We start from the raw sequence: 17,835 nt of genomic DNA on the forward strand, positions 1-17,835 counted from the left end.
TTTGATCAAACCCCTCGGCGCGCTGCGAGTACCAATGTAAAGCCGTCGCAGCGGTTTTGGGAAGGGCTGTTCAGCCCAGCAGTTCGGCCAAAAGCTTGCCGAAACGTTGCTGCTGGCGCTTCTGTTGCAGCTGGCTGGCGCGGAAAATCGCCTTCAGGTCGTCCAGCGCGTGGGCAAAATCGTCATTGATGATCAGATAATCGTAATCGACGTAATGGCTCATTTCGCTGACCGCTTCACGCATCCGGCCTTCGATGATTTCATCGCTGTCCTGGCCGCGGTTGGTCAGGCGTTGGCGCAAGGCTTGCTGGCTCGGCGGCAGGATGAAGATGGAGCGGGCCTGGGGCATCAGCTTGCGAACTTGTTCAGCGCCTTGCCAGTCGATCTCCAGGATCAGGTCGTGGCCTTCATCGAGGGTTTGCTGGAGGTAGCTCTGCGAAGTGCCGTAGAGGTTGCCGAAGACTTCGGCGCGCTCGAGGAAATCGCCGTGCTCGGCCATCCTCACGAACTCTTCACGGTCAACGAAGTGATAGTTCACGCCATTCACTTCGCCCGGGCGCATGGCGCGGGTGGTGTGCGAGACCGAGACGCGGATCTGCGGCTCGGCATCGATCAATGCCTTGACCAGGCTGGTCTTGCCAGCGCCCGAGGGCGCGGAAATGATGTAGAGAGTGCCGGTGCTGTGGGTCATGTCGGGTTAGCCTTACTCAATGTTCTGCACTTGTTCGCGCATTTGCTCGATCAACACCTTGAGGTTGACCGCCGCCTGCGTGCTGCGCGGGTCGAAGGCTTTGGAGCCCAGTGTATTGGCTTCGCGGTTGAGCTCCTGCATCAGGAAGTCGAGGCGGCGACCGGCCGCGCCGCTGGATTTGAGCACCCGGCGAACTTCGATGATGTGGGTGCTCAGGCGATCCAGTTCTTCGGCCACGTCGCTTTTTTGCGCGAGCATGACCATTTCCTGTTCCAGGCGCTGCGGGTCCAGCTCGGCCTTCATGTCGGCGAAGCGGTCGAGGACTTTCTGGCGTTGGGTGGCGAGCATTTGCGGGACCAGTTCGCGCAGGGTGACGACATCTTCTTCAATAGAGGTCAGGCGCTCGTTGATCAGACGGGCCAGCTCCGCGCCTTCACGCTCGCGACCCGCCTTGAGTTCCTTCAGCCCTTGAGTGAAGAGTGCCAGCGCCTCGGCATTCAGCGCTTGGGGATCGCTCGCATCGCCGACCAGTACGCCTGGCCAGGCCAGTATTTCCAGCGGATTGAGGGCGGCGGGGTTTTTGATCAAGCCTGCGACTGTTTCTGCGGCCGCGACCAGTTGCGCAGCGCGTTCGCGATCGACCTGCAGCGTCTTGCCACTGCTTTCTTCGGTGAAGCGCAGGGTGCATTCCAACTTGCCCCGGGACAAGCCCTGGCGCAGCGCTTCGCGCACACTGCCTTCCAGGTCGCGGAAGGATTCGGGCAGGCGCAGATGCGGCTCCAGGTAGCGGCTGTTGACCGAGCGCAATTCCCAGCTCAGCGTGCCTTGGGCGCCGGCCTTTTCGACTCGGGCGAAGGCGGTCATGCTGTGCACCATGGGGATTCCTCGCAATGCAAGCCGGCCACAATCGGTCGTCGTGGGGCCTGGGGTCTGTGGGTTGATGCTGAAGGACAGCAAAGGCGCAGGATTGTAGCGCAGTGCGACGCAAGCGCCCAAACAGCTCCGGTAACAAAGCGCTGCAGCCCGTCGGCCGGGGCTTTGAGCGCGTTCGCCCGTCGCGTTGGATTTTTAGACCTGCCTTATGGCAGCGCACGGCTTTATAATGCCCAGCAGTTTTCCGTCCCCTGTACAGGTGTTCCCTATGAAACGTCCAAGTGGTCGCGCTGCCGATCAGCTTCGCTCGATCCGCATTACCCGCAACTACACCAAACACGCCGAGGGATCTGTACTGGTCGAATTCGGTGATACCAAGGTCATCTGCACCGTCAGCGTCGAAAACGGCGTGCCTCGCTTCCTGAAGGGCCAGGGGCAAGGCTGGTTGACCGCCGAATACGGCATGCTGCCGCGCGCCACCGGCGAGCGGAACCAGCGCGAGGCCAGCCGTGGCAAGCAGGGCGGCCGGACCCTGGAAATCCAGCGATTGATCGGCCGTTCCCTGCGCGCTGCGCTGGACATGTCCAAGCTTGGTGATGTGACGCTGTATGTCGATTGCGATGTGATCCAGGCTGACGGCGGCACCCGCACCGCTTCCATCACCGGCGCGATGGTTGCGTTGGTCGACGCCTTGAAAGTGATCAAGAAACGCGGTGGCCTCAAGGGCGGTGACCCGCTCAAGCAAATGATCGCCGCGGTGTCGGTGGGCATGTACCAGGGCGAGCCGGTGCTGGACCTGGACTACCTCGAAGACTCCGCCGCCGAGACCGACCTGAACGTGGTCATGACCAGCGCTGGAGGCTTCATCGAAGTCCAGGGCACTGCCGAAGGCGCGCCGTTCCAGCCGCAAGAATTGAACGCTATGCTGGAGCTGGCGAAGAAAGGCATGACCGAAATCTTCGAATTGCAAAAGGCCGCGTTGGCCGACTGATTGTTGTGCGCTTCAGACAAGGAGAATGCCATGAGTGATGAGCAAGTCCTGTTGCCCCAACCGAGCAAAGAAGCGCGGCAATGGGCAATGTTTTGTCACCTGTCTGCACTGTTGGGAATTTTCATTCCGTTCGGTTCGCTGATCGGGCCGCTGGTCATCTGGCAGCTCAAGCGTGAGTCCGACCCGTTCATCGATGCCCAGGGCAAGGAGGCGCTGAACTTCCAAATCACTGTGGCGATCGCTGCGGCGATCAGCTTGTTGCTGATGATCGTGGTGATCGGTTTCTTCCTGTTTGGCCTGGTCGCCATCGGTGCGCTGGTGCTGACCATTATTGGCGGTGTGAAAGCCAATGAGGGGCAGCCGTACCGATATCCCTTTACCTGGCGGTTGGTTAAATAGCGAACAGCGCTGCGATATAAAAATGCCCCGGTTATCGGGGCATTTTTATTAGGGGTGCGAAACTTGGTGTTTCTATAAAAAACAATCGGAAAAGTCTGATAACGCTTCGTAGAAATGGATTCTTGCTTGATGTGATTCCATCACTGATGGAAGTATCGAAACAAGAAGTTAAGAACTCAGAGATTGATGTCACAAAACCGTTCATAGCAACAGCCGTCGTGTTCAGCGGCGCATGGTCTCTTGTAGGTATATTGCCGCTCTTAAACTTTTAGTCACAACTGAGCGATGCTCGCGTGGCCCATATGCTTGGCATCGATAGTCTTCGGTTGATAGAGTCGCTCCAAGCAATATTCTCCGTGAAATATTTCGATATATTCAAGCCATTGAAGGCGTTTGAATTAAAGACCAATCAGTGTTGAGCATTCAACCTGCTCAAGTGGCGTGTCCAGGTAAAAAGTTCGCCCTTGAATAGATACAGAAAAGATGGATATTCATGTTTCAGCTCGATTTCTACGGCACGCTTGTCGCCGCCTCCCTGGTACTTTTACTGGGACGTGGGCTTGTGGGCCGTGTTGGTTTTCTGCGTGTCTACAATATCCCCGAGCCTGTAGCAGGCGGGCTGGTAGTGGCTTTGGTTCTTTTGGCTTTGCGCGCACTTGATATTGAAGTCCGGTTTGATACTTCGTTGCAAACGCCATTGATGCTGGCTTTTTTCGCCACGATCGGCCTGAGTGCGGATTTCGCCAGCCTGAGAAGAGGCGGGCGCGTGGTGGGGATTTTCCTGTTGGCGGTGACCGGCTTGCTGGTGGTCCAGAACGCCATGGGCATCGGGCTGGCAAAAGCGCTGGGGCTCGACCCCTTGATGGGATTGCTGACCGGCTCGATTAGCTTGGCGGGCGGCCATGGAACAGGCGCAGCGTGGGGAACGGTGTTCAGTGAGAAATACGGCCTGGCTCCCGCTTCCGAACTCGCGATGGCTTCTGCGACGTTTGGCTTGGTGTTGGGCGGTTTGATCGGTGGTCCGGTTGCTCGCCTGCTCATCAAGCGTGTCCAAGTGCCCGGTTGCCTTGAGTCGCAAAACCCTCGCGCGCCCAAGGGGTTCGAGCAGCCGAACGAAGAACGCTCGATCACGCCGTTCTCGTTCATCGAGACACTTGCTCTTATCGCTGTCAGCCTGTTGGCTGGCACGCTCCTGAACGGGCAGCTCCACGGTACTGCATTCGAGTTGCCGACGTTCGTTTGCGTCCTGTTCGTGGGGGTAATCTTGCGCAACGGTCTTTCGGCGCTTGGCTTGTATCAGGTTTTCGAGCGTGAAGTGTCTGTGCTTGGCAACGTCAGCTTGTCGCTGTTCCTGGCGATCGCCCTCATGTCGCTCAAGTTGTGGGACCTGGCGTCACTGGCCTTGCCAATCTTCATCATTTTGGCAGTCCAGACGTTGATCATGGCTTTGTTTGCGATTTTCGTGACGTTCAGGCTGATGGGTAGCCACTACGACGCCGCGGTCCTGGCGGCAGGGCATTGCGGTTTCGGGCTGGGGGCTACGCCGACGGCGATTGCCAACATGCAGGCCGTGACCCAGCGCTACGGACCCTCGCAGATAGCGTTTCTGGTGGTACCCATGGTGGGAGCGTTCTTCATCGATATCGTCAACGTCATCGTCATCAAGCTGTACCTTGCCCTGCCGTTATTTGCTGCGGCTTGAAGCCTGAAGCGGATACATGCTCCAAAAAAATACCCGTATCTCGCGATACGGGTATTTTTTATGACCGGTCGGCCTGAAGCAGCTCGTCCATACGCTTAGATCGTCAGCGTCCAATCGTAGTCCACGATCAGCGGCGCGTGCTGCGAGAACCGTGGCTGGCGCGGCAGGCGGGCGCTGCGTACGAAGCGGCGCAGCCCAGGCGTCAGCAACTGGTAGTCGAAACGCCAGCCGAGATTGAGCATCTCGGCCTGCTCGTTGTCCGGCCACCAGCTGTACTGGTCGCCTTCGCGGCTGACTTCACGCAGGGCGTCGACATAGCCCATGTTGCCAATGATCTCGTCCATCCAGGCCCGTTCCGGCGCCAGGAAACCAGGAGATTGCTGGCTGTCGCGCCAGTTCTTGATATCCAGCTTCTGTTGCGCCACGTACAGCGAGCCACAATAAATGTACTCGCGACGTTTGCGCCGCTGTTTATCAAGGTAACGGGCGAAGTCGTCCATCAACTTGAATTTCTGATTCAAATCTTCATCGCCGTTCTGCCCCGAAGGGAGCAGTAAGGTCGCGATGCTGACCTTGTCGAAATCGGCTTGCAGGTAGCGCCCGTAGCGGTCCGCCGTCTCGAAACCGAGACCGTTGATGACAGCCTTCGGTTGCAGCCGCGAGTACAAAGCCACGCCACCCTGGGCGGGGACTTCGGCATCGCAGGCATAAAGGAAGTAACCATCCAGTTGGAAGGCTGCATCGTCCAGTTCAAAGGCGGAGGCGCGGGTGTCCTGCAGGCAGATGACGTCGGCATTCTGTGCTTGCAGCCAACTGAGCAAACCACGCTCCACTGCAGCCTGAATACCATTGACGTTCACACTGATGATCCGCATAAATGGCCCCAAAAATCACGTGCGTGTATGATACACGCCGTGTACCTATTTAGCTAAATCCGCGGTATTTGAGGCTTTTTTTCATGCAGGCGTATCAGCGCGATTTCATTCGCTTTGCCATCGATCGCGGTGTTCTGCGCTTCGGTGAGTTCACTCTCAAGTCCGGGCGCACCAGTCCGTACTTCTTCAACGCCGGCCTGTTCAACAGCGGCACCGCCCTGGCGCAGTTGGGTCGGTTCTATGCCGCGGCCATCGTCGAGAGCGGCATCCCGTTCGACGTATTGTTCGGGCCCGCCTACAAAGGCATCCCGCTGGCCGCCACCACCGCCGTCGCCCTGGCCGAACACCATGGCCGCGACCTGCCCTGGTGCTTCAACCGCAAGGAAGCCAAGGCCCATGGCGAGGGCGGTAGCCTTGTCGGCGCGCCGCTGACCGGTGAAGTGCTTATCATCGATGACGTCATCACCGCCGGCACCGCCATTCGCGAAGTGATGCAGATCATCGCCTCGCAAGAAGGCGCCAAGGCCGCCGGCGTGCTGATCGCCCTGAACCGCCAAGAGCGCGGCAACGGTGAGCTGTCGGCAATTCAGGAAGTTGAGCGCGACTTCGGCATCCCGGTGATCAGCATTGTCTCGCTGAACCAGGTGCTGGAATTCTTGGCCGATGATCCGCAGCTCAAGCAGCATCTGCCGGCGGTTGAGGCTTATCGGGCGCAGTTTGGCGTTTGAATCGTTTTTGATCTCGTGGCGAGGGAGCAAGCTCCCTCGCCACAGAAGCTCATGTGAAAGTTAAATAAAAATGACCCCGCTCAACCAGGTTGAGCGGGGTCTTTTTTTTGCAGGTATCGCTTAAGGACGCTTGCGATTGCTGATCAACGTACCCACGCCGGTATCGGTGAAGATCTCCAGCAGGATCGCATTCGGCACGCGACCGTCGATGATCAGCGAGCTGCCAACACCGCCCTGTACCGCTTCCAGCGCGCAACGAATCTTCGGCAGCATGCCGCCGTAGATGGTGCCGTCGGCGATCAAGTCGTCGACTTGCTGGGTCGACAAGCCGGTCAGGACCTTGCCGGTCTTGTCCATCAGGCCGGCAATATTGGTGAGCAGCATCAGCTTCTCGGCCTTCAGCGCCTCGGCGACCTTGCCGGCCACCAGGTCGGCGTTGATGTTGTACGACTCACCGTTGGCGCCCACGCCGATTGGCGCGATGACCGGGATGAAGTCGCCCTTGACCAGCAAATTCAGCAGGTCGGTGTTGATGCCGACCACTTCGCCCACCTGGCCGATGTCGATGATTTCCGGCTGGGTCATCTCCGGGGTCTGGCGCGTAACGGTGAGCTTCTTCGCGCGGATCAGCTCGGCGTCCTTGCCGGTCAGGCCGATGGCGCTGCCGCCGTGACGGTTGATCAGGTTGACGATGTCCTTGTTGACCTGGCCGCCGAGCACCATTTCCACTACATCCATGGTCTGTGCGTCAGTGACGCGCATGCCGTCGATGAAATGGCTCTCGATGGAGAGGCGCTTGAGCAGGTCGCCGATCTGCGGGCCACCACCGTGCACCACCACCGGGTTGATGCCCACGGCCTTCATCAGCACGATGTCGCGGGCAAAGCCGGTTTTCAGCTCCTCGCTTTCCATCGCGTTGCCGCCGTACTTGATCACCAGGGTCTTGCCGACATAGCGTCGGATATAAGGCAACGCTTCGGACAGGACCTTGGCGGTGTTGGCGGCGGCTTCGCGTTCGAGGGTCATTCAGGGCTCCGGTGGTGATTCAAAAATCAGAACGGTAGTTGGAGATCGGGTGCAACACGTTTGAGTTGGGTGTGGAACACGTCCTTGATGCGCTGCAGTTCGGCCTCGTTGTCGGCCTCGAAGCGCAGCACCAGCACCGGCGTGGTGTTGGAGGCGCGAACCAGGCCCCAGCCTTGTGGGTAGTCGACCCGCACACCGTCGATGGTGGTCAGTTCGGCGCCTTCGCCCCACTGGGCATCGTGCAGTGCATCAATGATGCTGAATTTGCTCTCTTCGGTCACATGGATATTTATTTCCGGCGTAGAAATATCGTTCGGGAAGGTTGCGAACAGTTCTTCCGCAGTGGATTTTTCCTTGCTCAGAATCTCCAGCAGGCGTGCCGCGCTGTAGATGCCGTCATCAAAACCGAACCAACGCTCCTTGAAGAAGATGTGGCCGCTCATTTCGCCGGCCAGCAGGGCACCGCTCTGTTTCATTTTCTTTTTGATCAACGAATGGCCGGTTTTCCACATCAGCGGACGGCCGCCGTATTCCTTGATCAGCGGCACCAGGCGACGGGTGCATTTCACGTCGAAGATGATTTCCGCATCGGGGTTGCGTGCCACGACGTCCTTGGCGAACAGCATCAGCAGGCGGTCCGGGAACACGACGCTACCGGTCTCGGTCACCACGCCCACGCGGTCGCCGTCGCCGTCGAAGGCCAGGCCCAGGTCGGCATTGGTTTCCTTGACCTTGGCGATCAGGTCTTGCAGGTTTTCCAGCTTGCCCGGGTCCGGGTGGTGGTTCGGGAAGTTGCCGTCGACTTCGCAGAACAGCGGGATAACTTCGCAGTTCAGGGCTTCGATCAGTTGAGGGGCGATCACGCCAGCCGCGCCGTTGCCGCAATCGACCACCACTTTCAGGCGGCGAGCGAGCTTCACGTCCTTGACGATCTCATCGTTGTAGCGCGGGAGGATGTCGACCTTGGTCACGCTGCCCTGGCCGCTGCTCAAGTCATTGGTCTTGAGGCGGGTGTGCAGGGCCTGGATCTGCTCGTTGGCGAGGGTGTCGCCGGCGATGACGATCTTGAAGCCGTTGTAGTTCGACGGGTTGTGGCTGCCGGTGAGCATCACGCCGGATTTACCAGCCAGCACGTTGGCGGCGTAGTACAGCGCCGGTGTAGGCACCAGGCCGACGTCGCTGACATGGCAACCACTGTCGGCAATGCCCTTGATCAGTTGCTCGACCAGTTCCGGGCCGGACAAACGACCATCGCGGCCGACGTTCACGTTCGGTTCGCCCTGGGCCAGGCTCTGGGAACCAATGGCGCGGCCAATCCAGTAAGCGGTTTCAGCCGTCAGGGTTTCCGGCACGACGCCACGGATGTCGTAGGCGCGGAAGATACTGTCAGGAAAGATCGGGGCGATTGCGGCTGGGGTGTTCATGGGCGGGCGCTCTATCAGGAAAGTGACTGGACACGCCGACAGGGGCGTCGGCAGGCTCAAGCTGAAGGGTATGACGGCGTTTTTGGCAGAGAGTTCGCGGTGGGAGCGTGCCATGAGACAGCGGTATCCCGGTCTGAACCGTCTAAAACCTTGATTCCCGGTGGGAAACCTTGTCGCCAGCCGTTGCGCATTTTTCGTCCTGAAACAGAAGCTTAATAAAGCAGCCAGGCAAGGTGCCCGGCTGCAACGCAGTATCAATGACTGCCGGAATGCCCGAAGCCGCCGGCGCCACGTTGGCTTTCATCGAATTCCTGGACCAGTTCGAAGTGGGCCTGGACCACTGGCACCAGCACAAGCTGAGCGATGCGTTCGCCCACTGCGATGTTAAAAGCGGTCTGGCCACGGTTCCAGCAGGACACCATCAGTTCGCCCTGGTAGTCCGAATCGATCAGCCCGACCAGGTTGCCCAGCACGATGCCGTGCTTATGGCCCAGGCCCGAGCGTGGCAGGATCAGCGCGGCAAGGCCCGGGTCACCGATATAGACCGACAGGCCGGTCGGAATCAGCAGGGTCTGGCCCGGCTCCAGGACGGTGTCCTGCTTGAGCATGGCCCGCAGGTCGAGGCCGGCGGAGCCCGGTGTGGCGTACTGCGGCAATGGAAATTCGTTGCCGATGCGTGGGTCGAGGATCTTGGCTTGTAGAGCGTGCATTGAAATTAAACCTGGTTCAGCCGTTCGGCGATGAAAGTGATCAGTTGGCGGGCGATCTTGCCCTTGCTGGTCTGGGCGAAAAGCGTGGCGTGCAACTGGCGGTCGATCACGCTGCAGGCGTTTTCCTCGCTGTTGAACCCAATGCTCGGGTTGGCGACGTCGTTGGCGACGATCAGGTCCAGATTCTTGTCCTTGAGCTTGCGCGCGGCGTAATCGAGGAGGTGTTCGGTCTCGGCGGCGAAACCCACGCTGAACGGACGGTCGGGGCGGGTGGCGATGGTGGCCAGAATGTCAGGATTGCGCACCATTTGCAGGAGCAGGCCGTCGCCGCTCGTAGGGTCTTTCTTCAATTTTTGCGGGGCGACGACTTCAGGCCGGTAGTCCGCCACTGCCGCCGAGGCGATGAAGAGGTCGCACGGGATGGCCGCTTCGCAGGCGGCAAGCATGTCCCGGGCGCTGACGACGTCGATGCGCGTAACCCGGTCTGGGGTCGGCAGGTGCACGGGGCCGGTAATCAGCGTCACCCGGGCGCCAGCCTCTACGGCGGCTTCGGCCAGGGCGAAGCCCATTTTCCCTGAGCTGTGGTTGGTGATGTAGCGCACCGGGTCGATGTTTTCCTGGGTCGGCCCGGCGGTGATCAATACGTGCTTGCCCGTCAGGGCTTCGCGCTTGAAGCAGTCGGCGGCGCATTGGGCCAGGTCGGTGGCTTCTAGCATGCGGCCCATCCCGACATCGCCGCAGGCCTGGCTGCCGGAAGCTGGACCGAAGACTTTCAGGTTGCGACTTTCAAGGAGTTCCAGATTGGCCTGGGTGGCCGGGTCGCGCCACATGGCCTGGTTCATGGCCGGTGCCACGGCGACCACCGCGTCGGTGGCGAGCACCAGGGTGGTCAACAGGTCATTGGCGATGCCCTGGGCCAGGCGGGCGATGAGGTCGGCCGTGGCCGGGGCGATCAACACCAGGTCGGCCCACTTGGCCAGTTCGATATGGCCCATGGCGGCTTCAGCCGCCGGGTCGAGCAGATCCAGGTGGACCGGGTGGCCGGACAGGGCCTGCATGGTCAGCGGCGTGATGAATTCACTGCCGCCACGGGTCATGACGACCCGCACTTCCGCGCCCTGGTCGATAAGCCTGCGAACCAGCTCGGCGCTCTTGTAGGCGGCAATGCCGCCGCCGACGCCCAGAACGATGCGTTTCCGATACAGCCGCTGCATAGGCCTGCCTTTCGATTTCAGTGGTCAGCGCAGAGCGAAACCCTTGGCGTGAGCTGCCTGGGTGAAAATCGCCTGCAAAAAAGATGGGCTAAGATATCACAGCGTCCGCTATGGAACAGCGGCGCCCACTATCAGGGAGATGCCATGAGTATTCGGGATTGGCCCGTGGCCGAGCGGCCGCGGGAAAGGTTACTGGCGTCGGGAGCGGAGAGTCTTTCGGACGCCGAGTTGCTGGCGATTTTCTTGCGCACGGGAGTGGCGGGCAGAAGCGCGGTGGATCTGGCGCGACACCTATTGAGTCAATTTGGCTGCCTGCGCGCGCTGCTTGAAGCGGACCAGGTTACGTTCAGCAGTCAGATGGGCCTGGGCCCGGCGAAATTCGCACAGTTACGGGCAGTTCTCGAAATGGGCCGGCGACATCTGGCAGAGCGGATGCGGCAAAAATCAATGCTTGAGGATCCGCAGGCTGTTCGTGACTATCTGAAGTCAATGCTGCGCCACGAGCCTCATGAGGTTTTTGGTTGTCTGTTCCTTGATTCACGGCACCAGGTGCTGGCGTTTGAAGCACTGTTTCGCGGCTCGATCGCCACGGCCACCGTTCACCCTCGGCAAGTGGTCAAGCGGGCCCTGGCCCACAATTGCGCTGCCGTGATCCTGTGCCACAACCACCCCTCCGGCAACACCGAGCCCAGCCAGGCCGACCGAATGCTCACCGAGCGGCTTCAGGAGGCGCTGGAGCTGATCGATGTGCGGGTGCTCGATCATTTCATCGTTGGCGATGGGGAGCCACTGTCCATGGCGGAGTATGGGTGGATGTAGGTTCGATCTGACGAACAAGACCCTTTGTGGGAGCGAGCTTGCTCGCGATAGCGGTTGCTCAGTCAGCATTGATGTGTCTGATGCGCGGCTATCGCGAGCAAGCTCGCTCCCACAGGGGGGCTGTGGGGCTGGGGTTACTTGAAGCTGACCTTGGAGTAATCCTGGCGCCCAAACGGGCTCACCGCATACCCCTGCACATCCTTGCGGGTCAATGCGAAGGCGGTCGGGTGCGCCAACGGCAACCAAAGGGCCTGCTGCTGGATCTGAGCCTGTGCCTGTTCGTAGAGCTTGGTGCGGACACCTTGCTCGCCAGTGGTCTTGCCAGCACTGATCAGCTTGTCCAGGTCCGGGTTGCAATAACGGGCAAAGTTGGTGCCGGACTTGACCGCCGCGCAGGAAAATTGCGGCGTGAGGAAATTGTCCGGATCGCCGTTATCACCGGCCCAGCCCATGAACAGCAGGTCATGCTCGCCAGCCTTGGCGCGGCGGATCAGCTCGCCCCATTCGATCACGCGGATTTCCGCCTGGATGCCGATTTCCGCCAGGTCCGATTGCAGCAGTTGGGCGCCAAGGCTCGGGTTGGGGTTGAGCAGGCTGCCGGAAGGGCGAGTCCAGATGGTGGTCTTGAAGCCCTCTTTCAACCCGGCCTTGGCCAGCAGGTCCCGAGCTTTGGCCGGATCATGGGCATAGCCGGGCAGGTTTTTGGCGTAGCTCCAGGTGTTTGGGGGGTAAGGACCGTTGGCCGCTTCGGCGGTGCCTTCGAAAACGGTCTTGAGGTAGCTGGGCTTGTCAAACGCGAGATTGATAGCCTGACGGACTTCAGGTTTGTCCAAGGGGGGATGCTGGCTATTAATCGCCAGGAAGGCGGTCATGAAGGCGTCAGTCTGTTCCACTTTCAACGTAGGCTCTTGCTTGGCGGCCTGTACGTCCAACGGCTTGGGCGACAACGCGATCTGGCATTCATTGCGCCGCAGTTTCTGCAGGCGAACGTTGGCGTCCGGGGTGATGGCGAAAATCAGGGGGTCGACCTGAGGTTTGCCGCCAAAGTATTCGCTGTTGGCCTTGTAGCGGATCGAGGCGTCTTTCTGGAAACGGCTGAAAATGAACGGGCCGGTGCCAATGGGCTGGCTGTTGAGTTGTTCCGGCTTGCCGGCCTTCAGCAACTGGTCTGCGTATTCGGCTGAATAGATTGACGCAAAGCCCATGCTCAGCGTCGCCAGGAAGGTCGAGTCGGCATGGTCCAGTGTGAATCGCACCGTTAGCGGGTCCAGGGCGTCGATTTTTGTGATCAGCGACGGCAATTGCATGGATTGAGCGTGTGGGAAGCCACTCTGCGCCACTTTATGCCAAGGGTTGGCGGGATCCAGCATGCGGTCGAAGCTGAACTTGACGTCTTCGGCGGTCAAGTCGCGGTGCGGTGTGAAATAGTCGGTGTGGTGGAACTTGACCCGATGACGCAGCTTGAACACATAGGTCAGTCCATCGGGCGACACTTCCCAGCTGTCGGCCAGGCTCGGGACCACTTTCCCGCTGGCCGTATCGAAGTCCACCAGGCGGTTCATCAGCACGTCGGCCGAAGCATTGGTGGTGGTCAACGAGTTGTATTGAACGACATCGAACCCTTCCGGGCTGGCCTCGGTACATACGCTCAGGGCGGCGGCCTGGGCCAGCGGGCTGATCAGCAGAGGGGCGAGCATCAGTGGTAGGGCAGCGAGGCGCATGATTTGATTTCCTGTGCAGGTCGGAGGCCCATCTGCGAGTGCAGTCTGGAAAAGGTCTACCCTAGTGGGCTCGCCTGCAAATGACTATCCCCATTTTGCATTTTCCGGCACTCTTTCCTGCGCTTCGCAGGAGGTGCCCTGGGTTGGAACCCGGCATCGATTGAAAAAAACCTGCGCGCCGCGACGAGCGGTAAGGCCATCGCCGGCCCTTGCCCCAGCCGCCCGGGGCTGCCGATTGATGATTTCCAACGAAGACAAATCACACCGGCTGTTGTTGTGCTGGGGTCTTTCTGGTATAAAGCAGCGCTCTTTTCTAGGGGCCCGGTTCCTTCACTGTAGGTGTAGCCGGTAAGACCCTTAAAGAAACGCGGCGCCTGGCGCCAAATGACTGAGAGATTAAGCGGCCAACCCATGCCGGGTTGGGCATGTGGTTTTAGAGGGCTGAGGCATGTCGAGAGTCTGTCAAGTTACCGGTAAGGGTCCGGTGACTGGGAATAACATTTCCCACGCAAACAACAAAACCCGTCGTCGTTTCCTGCCGAACCTGCAGCATCACCGCTTCTGGGTTGAAGAAGAGAAACGTTTTGTACGTCTGCGCGTATCTGCCAAGGGCATGCGCATCATCGACAAGCGTGGCATCAGTGTCGTGCTGGCCGAACTTCGTCGCGATGGCAAGGTTTAAGGGAGCTAATCATGCGTGAATTGATTCGTTTGATCTCGAGCGCCGGTACTGGTCACTTCTACACTACCGACAAGAACAAGCGTACTACCCCGGACAAAATCGAGATCAAGAAATATGATCCGGTTGTTCGCAAGCACGTGATCTACAAGGAAGGCAAAATCAAGTAATTGATTTTTCCTTCTTTACGAAAAAGGCCCGTATCGCGAGATACGGGCCTTTTTTGTTAACGGTGTCTTGTCTGTCAGGGCGCCCTCGCGAGCAAGCCCAGACAGCACAAAGCCCTCAGGCCTTCTGCTCGAACACCACATAAATCTTGCGGCAAGGCTCCAGCACTTCCCAGGTGCCCTTGAACCCGGCCGGAATCACGAAGCGATCGCCCGCCCGAAGTGTCTTGGCATTGCCTCCGGCATCCCGCAGCACCGATACGCCCTGAACGATTTCGCAGTATTCGTGTTCCGTATAGTTGACCGTCCACTGGCCGACCGCACCTTCCCAGACCCCAGCATTCATCTGGCCGCATGGGCTGTTGTAATGATTGAACACCGCCTGTTCAGGATCACCCTTGAGTATTTTGGTGGGGTCCGGGCGATAGCGTTCGGGGGTAGTGTTAGCCTGGCTGAAATCGACGATGTCCTGAATATGCATGCAAAGTGATCCCCGGAGATAGCGTGGAAGGCCTCGAGTCTATGTTTATTAAAACGAACATCGCAAGGCCGTTTGCCAGCGTTATGTCAAATATATTGAAACATTAGCAGCGGCTGGTTTAGGGTGGCGGATGTTCCGTGCCGATAACAGCGCCGAAAACGGGCTGGCCGGGCAGAATTCTTGAGCGCTGCGGGTGCCGCGGCGTTCCTACCCAATAAGAGGAGGACACTCGCATGACCACCCTGACTCGTGCCGACTGGGAACAGCGTGCCCGCGACCTGAAGATCGAAGGCCGCGCTTTCATCAACGGCGAATACACCGATGCGGTGTCCGGCGAAACCTTCGATTGCCTCAGCCCGGTCGATGGCCGCCTGCTGGGCAAGGTCGCCAGCTGTGACGTGGCCGATGCCCAGCGCGCCGTCGAAAATGCTCGCGCCACGTTCGATTCCGGCGTCTGGTCGCGCCTGGCGCCGAGCAAGCGCAAAGCCGCCATGATTCGCTTCGCCGGGCTGCTCAAGCAGAACGCCGAGGAGCTGGCCCTGCTGGAAACCCTGGACATGGGCAAGCCGATCAGCGATTCGCTGAATATCGACGTGCCCGGGGCCGCCCAGGCGCTGAGCTGGAGCGGTGAAGCCATCGACAAGATCTACGACGAAGTGGCCGCGACGCCCCACGATCAGTTAGGCCTGGTGACCCGCGAACCCGTCGGCGTGGTCGGCGCCATCGTGCCGTGGAACTTCCCGCTGATGATGGCTTGCTGGAAGCTCGGCCCTGCGTTGTCCACCGGTAACTCCGTGGTGCTGAAACCATCGGAAAAATCCCCGCTGACCGCGATCCGTATCGCCGCCCTGGCAATTGAGGCGGGTATTCCCAAAGGTGTGCTGAACGTTCTGCCGGGCTACGGCCATACCGTTGGCAAGGCGCTGGCCTTGCACATGGATGTCGATACGCTGGTATTCACCGGCTCGACCCGGATCGCCAAGCAACTGATGGTCTATTCCGGAGAATCCAACATGAAGCGCGTCTGGCTGGAAGCCGGCGGCAAGAGCCCGAACATCGTGTTTGCCGATGCCCCGGACCTACAAGCCGCCGCCGAATCCGCCGCCAGTGCCATTGCCTTCAACCAGGGCGAAGTCTGCACCGCCGGCTCGCGCCTGCTGGTGGAGCGTTCCATCAAGGACACCTTCCTGCCGCTGGTGATCGAGGCCCTCAAGGGCTGGAAGCCTGGCAACCCGCTGGACCCGGCCGCCAATGTCGGTGCCCTGGTCGATACCCAGCAGATGAATACCGTGTTGTCCTACATCGAGGCCGGTCACAGCGACGGCGCCACGCTGGTGGCGGGCGGCAAGCGGATCCTCGAAGAGACCGGCGGCACTTACGTTGAACCGACGATCTTCGATGGCGTGAGCAACGCAATGAAGATCGCCCAGGAAGAAATCTTCGGCCCGGTATTGTCCGTCATCGCCTTCGACAGCGCCGAAGAAGCCATCCAGATCGCCAACGACACGCCATACGGCTTGGCTGCCGCGGTGTGGACCAAGGACATCTCCAAGGCCCACCTGACCGCCAAGGCGCTGCGCGCCGGCAGCGTCTGGGTCAACCAGTACGACGGCGGTGACATGACCGCGCCGTTCGGTGGCTTCAAGCAGTCGGGTAACGGCCGGGACAAGTCGTTGCATGCGTTCGACAAATACACCGAGCTGAAGGCGACCTGGATCAAGCTCTGATGAAATGACGGCTCCGGATCCGGTTCGGGCCCTCAAGTAGCGCTAGTCCCCTGTGGGAGCGAGCTTGCTCGCGATCAGCGGTATGACAGTCGACGACATCGTTGAATGTCGCGCCGCCATCGCGAGCAAGCTCGCTCCTACAGGTTTTTCTGGCGTTCAGAAATCATCATTCCAGCCCAGCCACAGTGGCGAGGGAGCTTGCTCCCGCTGGGTTGCGAAGCGGCCCCAGCTTTTACGACTGCTTCGCAGCCGAGCGGGAGCAAGCTCCCTCGCCACGGGGTAGCGTCGTCGCTGATCGCTGATATTCCGCGTTCTGTGACCTCTGTGTGGGAGCGAGCTCGCGATAGCGGTGTGACAGTCGGCAAATATGATGAATGTATGACCGCCATCGCGAGCAAGCTCGCTCCCGCATTGGTTTTGAGTGATTGCGACAGGAGCAGGGAAATGCGTTGGGCGACTTATTTCGCCGTGTTGGCGTCTGTCCTGAGTGTCGGCCTGGCCCTGGGCGTGAGCATGCCGCTGGTGTCGCTGCGCCTGGAGGGCTGGGGTTACGGTTCGTTCGCCATCGGCGTTATGGCCGCCATGCCGGCCGTTGGGGTGCTGGTCGGGGCCAAGGTATCGAGCCGACTGGCGGCGCGCTTCGGCACGGCGGCATTGATGCGCCTGTGCCTTTGGGGCGGGGCGCTGTCCATCGGGTTGCTGGCGCTGTTGCCCAGTTATCCGGTGTGGTTGCTGCTGCGGCTGTTGATCGGCGTGGTCCTGACGCTGGTGTTCATCCTTGGCGAGAGCTGGATCAATCAATTGGTCGTCGAACAATGGCGCGGCCGGTTGGTCGCGCTGTACGGCAGCAGCTATGCGTTGAGCCAACTGTCCGGTCCGTTGCTGCTCGGCGCCCTTGGGACCGACCACGACTATGGCTTCTGGGTGGGCGTCGGCCTGCTGCTGGTCTCGCCCTTATTGTTGCTTGGCCGTAGCGGGGCGCCCAGCAGTGAAGCCAGCAGTGTCACCTTCAAGGATCTCTGGGGCTTTTGCCGGGGCTTGCCGGCGATTGGCTGGGCCGTGTCGTTGTTCGCCGCCTTTGAAGCCATGATCCTGACGTTACTGCCCGTCTATTGCTTGCGCCAGGGCTTCAGCGCCGATGTCGCGCTGGCGATGGTCAGCACAGTGGTGGTCGGCGATGCCTTGCTGCAATTGCCCATCGGTGCCCTGGCCGATCGCCTTTCGCGTCGCTCGCTGTTCACTGGCTGCGCGGTGGTCTTGATGTTGTCCAGCCTGGCAGTGCCGCTGCTGATCGACACGCTCTTCATCTGGCCGCTGTGGGTGCTGTTTGGTGCCAGCGCGGGAGGGCTGTTCACCTTGTCGCTGATTTTGATCGGCGAGCGTTATCGCGACGATGCGTTGGTCCGGGCCAACGCTCATATTGCCCAGCTTTGGGGCATTGGATGCCTGGTTGGACCTTTGTTGGCGGGGGCGGGCAGCCAATGGATCAGCGGGCACGCGCTGCCCCTGTTCATGGCTGCGGGGGCGTTCGGGTTGGTGATTCTGTTGTTGCGACAAGGCGCGTTCGGAGCGACACAGCCCGCCTGAAGATAGAAGAGGCCGGCGACG

At 60.0% G+C, this 17,835-nt stretch carries 17 protein-coding genes and 1 pseudogene; 9 read left to right on the plus strand and 9 right to left on the minus strand.

Features of this window, described 5'->3' with window-relative positions; translation table 11 throughout:
- Positions 1-70: 70 nt before the first annotated feature.
- Both gmk and M1D68_RS00635 read right to left on the minus strand, forming a co-directional pair.
- Positions 71-691: a guanylate kinase gene (gmk, locus tag M1D68_RS00630; protein WP_047735756.1), complete on the minus strand. Its 621-nt coding sequence runs from the start codon at positions 689-691 to the stop codon at positions 71-73.
- A gap of 12 nt (positions 692-703) precedes the next feature.
- Complete coding sequence (locus M1D68_RS00635) at positions 704-1,567, minus strand: YicC/YloC family endoribonuclease (protein WP_457968958.1); 864 nt, start codon at positions 1,565-1,567, stop codon at positions 704-706.
- A 265-nt stretch (positions 1,568-1,832) separates the two neighbouring features.
- Between M1D68_RS00635 and rph the strand changes: the two genes are divergently transcribed.
- The 3 genes from rph (at position 1,833) to gltS (ending at position 4,656) form a co-directional block, all read left to right on the plus strand.
- Positions 1,833-2,555: a ribonuclease PH gene (gene rph / locus M1D68_RS00640; protein WP_434561629.1), complete on the plus strand. Its 723-nt coding sequence runs from the start codon at positions 1,833-1,835 to the stop codon at positions 2,553-2,555.
- Between the two features lie 30 nt (positions 2,556-2,585).
- Positions 2,586-2,954, plus strand: coding sequence for a DUF4870 domain-containing protein (locus tag M1D68_RS00645; protein WP_186615200.1), 369 nt, complete (start codon positions 2,586-2,588; stop codon positions 2,952-2,954).
- A 493-nt stretch (positions 2,955-3,447) separates the two neighbouring features.
- On the plus strand, positions 3,448-4,656 hold the full coding sequence (gltS, locus tag M1D68_RS00650; RefSeq protein WP_457968960.1) for a sodium/glutamate symporter: 1,209 nt from the start codon (positions 3,448-3,450) through the stop codon (positions 4,654-4,656).
- A 95-nt stretch (positions 4,657-4,751) separates the two neighbouring features.
- On the opposite strand, the gene M1D68_RS00655 is transcribed toward gltS, so the two are convergent.
- A complete protein-coding gene (locus M1D68_RS00655) occupies positions 4,752-5,531 on the minus strand; it encodes an exodeoxyribonuclease III (protein ID WP_013694557.1) in 780 nt (259 codons plus the stop codon).
- A gap of 83 nt (positions 5,532-5,614) precedes the next feature.
- On the opposite strand from M1D68_RS00655, the gene pyrE reads away from it, so the two are divergent.
- Positions 5,615-6,259 (plus strand): orotate phosphoribosyltransferase, encoded by a 645-nt coding sequence (pyrE, locus tag M1D68_RS00660; RefSeq protein ID WP_434570908.1) that lies wholly within the window; start codon positions 5,615-5,617, stop codon positions 6,257-6,259.
- Between the two features lie 120 nt (positions 6,260-6,379).
- Here the strand turns inward: pyrE and argB are convergent, their stop codons facing one another.
- The 4 genes and pseudogenes from argB to coaBC all read right to left on the minus strand — a co-directional run bounded on the left by argB (position 6,380) and on the right by coaBC (position 10,633).
- Positions 6,380-7,285, minus strand: coding sequence for an acetylglutamate kinase (gene argB, locus M1D68_RS00665; protein ID WP_030138216.1), 906 nt, complete (start codon positions 7,283-7,285; stop codon positions 6,380-6,382).
- A 26-nt stretch (positions 7,286-7,311) separates the two neighbouring features.
- Positions 7,312-8,727 (minus strand): annotated as a pseudogene (locus M1D68_RS00670) (phosphomannomutase/phosphoglucomutase); the annotation flags it as partial.
- 236 nt (positions 8,728-8,963) lie between these two features.
- Positions 8,964-9,419, minus strand: coding sequence for a dUTP diphosphatase (gene dut / locus M1D68_RS00675; protein WP_030138214.1), 456 nt, complete (start codon positions 9,417-9,419; stop codon positions 8,964-8,966).
- Between the two features lie 5 nt (positions 9,420-9,424).
- Positions 9,425-10,633, minus strand: a complete 1,209-nt coding sequence (coaBC, locus tag M1D68_RS00680) for a bifunctional phosphopantothenoylcysteine decarboxylase/phosphopantothenate--cysteine ligase CoaBC (RefSeq protein ID WP_420767159.1) — start codon at positions 10,631-10,633, stop codon at positions 9,425-9,427.
- 144 nt (positions 10,634-10,777) lie between these two features.
- Here coaBC and radC point away from each other — a divergent pair, with 144 nt between their 5' ends.
- Positions 10,778-11,452 (plus strand): RadC family protein, encoded by a 675-nt coding sequence (gene radC / locus M1D68_RS00685; protein ID WP_420767176.1) that lies wholly within the window; start codon positions 10,778-10,780, stop codon positions 11,450-11,452.
- 134 nt (positions 11,453-11,586) lie between these two features.
- Here radC and M1D68_RS00690 read toward each other — a convergent pair whose 3' ends face one another.
- Positions 11,587-13,173, minus strand: coding sequence for an ABC transporter substrate-binding protein (locus tag M1D68_RS00690; protein ID WP_457968961.1), 1,587 nt, complete (start codon positions 13,171-13,173; stop codon positions 11,587-11,589).
- Positions 13,174-13,621: 448 nt separating this feature from the next.
- On the opposite strand from M1D68_RS00690, the gene rpmB reads away from it, so the two are divergent.
- Together rpmB and rpmG are read left to right on the plus strand one after the other, a co-directional pair.
- Positions 13,622-13,855 (plus strand): 50S ribosomal protein L28, encoded by a 234-nt coding sequence (gene rpmB, locus M1D68_RS00695; RefSeq protein ID WP_003177273.1) that lies wholly within the window; start codon positions 13,622-13,624, stop codon positions 13,853-13,855.
- 11 nt (positions 13,856-13,866) lie between these two features.
- Entirely contained in the window at positions 13,867-14,022 is a 156-nt protein-coding gene (gene rpmG / locus M1D68_RS00700; RefSeq protein ID WP_003177274.1) for a 50S ribosomal protein L33, read from the plus strand.
- Between the two features lie 115 nt (positions 14,023-14,137).
- On the opposite strand, the gene M1D68_RS00705 is transcribed toward rpmG, so the two are convergent.
- Complete coding sequence (locus tag M1D68_RS00705; protein ID WP_457968963.1) at positions 14,138-14,500, minus strand: cupin domain-containing protein; 363 nt, start codon at positions 14,498-14,500, stop codon at positions 14,138-14,140.
- Positions 14,501-14,733: 233 nt separating this feature from the next.
- Between M1D68_RS00705 and M1D68_RS00710 the strand changes: the two genes are divergently transcribed.
- The gene (locus M1D68_RS00710) at positions 14,734-16,227 is read left to right on the plus strand and encodes an aldehyde dehydrogenase (RefSeq protein ID WP_457968965.1); all 1,494 of its coding nucleotides are present in this window, start codon (positions 14,734-14,736) and stop codon (positions 16,225-16,227) included.
- 444 nt (positions 16,228-16,671) lie between these two features.
- Entirely contained in the window at positions 16,672-17,814 is a 1,143-nt protein-coding gene (locus M1D68_RS00715) for an MFS transporter (protein WP_420767163.1), read from the plus strand.
- Positions 17,815-17,835: the final 21 nt, after the last annotated feature.

The sequence above is a fragment of the Pseudomonas sp. R4-84 genome, from assembly GCF_054130985.1.

Coding starts and splice junctions, on each gene's coding strand:
- M1D68_RS00645 (WP_186615200.1), top strand. CDS start 2,586: ATGAGTGATGAGCAAGTCCTGTTGCCCCAACCGAGCAAAGAAGCGCGG.
- M1D68_RS00655 (WP_013694557.1), bottom strand. CDS start 5,531: ATGCGGATCATCAGTGTGAACGTCAATGGTATTCAGGCTGCAGTGGAG.
- rpmB (WP_003177273.1), top strand. CDS start 13,622: ATGTCGAGAGTCTGTCAAGTTACCGGTAAGGGTCCGGTGACTGGGAAT.
- M1D68_RS00705 (WP_457968963.1), bottom strand. CDS start 14,500: ATGCATATTCAGGACATCGTCGATTTCAGCCAGGCTAACACTACCCCC.
- radC (WP_420767176.1), top strand. CDS start 10,778: ATGAGTATTCGGGATTGGCCCGTGGCCGAGCGGCCGCGGGAAAGGTTA.
- M1D68_RS00715 (WP_420767163.1), top strand. CDS start 16,672: ATGCGTTGGGCGACTTATTTCGCCGTGTTGGCGTCTGTCCTGAGTGTC.
- dut (WP_030138214.1), bottom strand. CDS start 9,419: ATGCACGCTCTACAAGCCAAGATCCTCGACCCACGCATCGGCAACGAA.
- coaBC (WP_420767159.1), bottom strand. CDS start 10,633: ATGCAGCGGCTGTATCGGAAACGCATCGTTCTGGGCGTCGGCGGCGGC.
- M1D68_RS00710 (WP_457968965.1), top strand. CDS start 14,734: ATGACCACCCTGACTCGTGCCGACTGGGAACAGCGTGCCCGCGACCTG.
- rph (WP_434561629.1), top strand. CDS start 1,833: ATGAAACGTCCAAGTGGTCGCGCTGCCGATCAGCTTCGCTCGATCCGC.
- rpmG (WP_003177274.1), top strand. CDS start 13,867: ATGCGTGAATTGATTCGTTTGATCTCGAGCGCCGGTACTGGTCACTTC.
- gltS (WP_457968960.1), top strand. CDS start 3,448: ATGTTTCAGCTCGATTTCTACGGCACGCTTGTCGCCGCCTCCCTGGTA.
- argB (WP_030138216.1), bottom strand. CDS start 7,285: ATGACCCTCGAACGCGAAGCCGCCGCCAACACCGCCAAGGTCCTGTCC.
- M1D68_RS00635 (WP_457968958.1), bottom strand. CDS start 1,567: ATGGTGCACAGCATGACCGCCTTCGCCCGAGTCGAAAAGGCCGGCGCC.
- M1D68_RS00690 (WP_457968961.1), bottom strand. CDS start 13,173: ATGCGCCTCGCTGCCCTACCACTGATGCTCGCCCCTCTGCTGATCAGC.
- gmk (WP_047735756.1), bottom strand. CDS start 691: ATGACCCACAGCACCGGCACTCTCTACATCATTTCCGCGCCCTCGGGC.
- pyrE (WP_434570908.1), top strand. CDS start 5,615: ATGCAGGCGTATCAGCGCGATTTCATTCGCTTTGCCATCGATCGCGGT.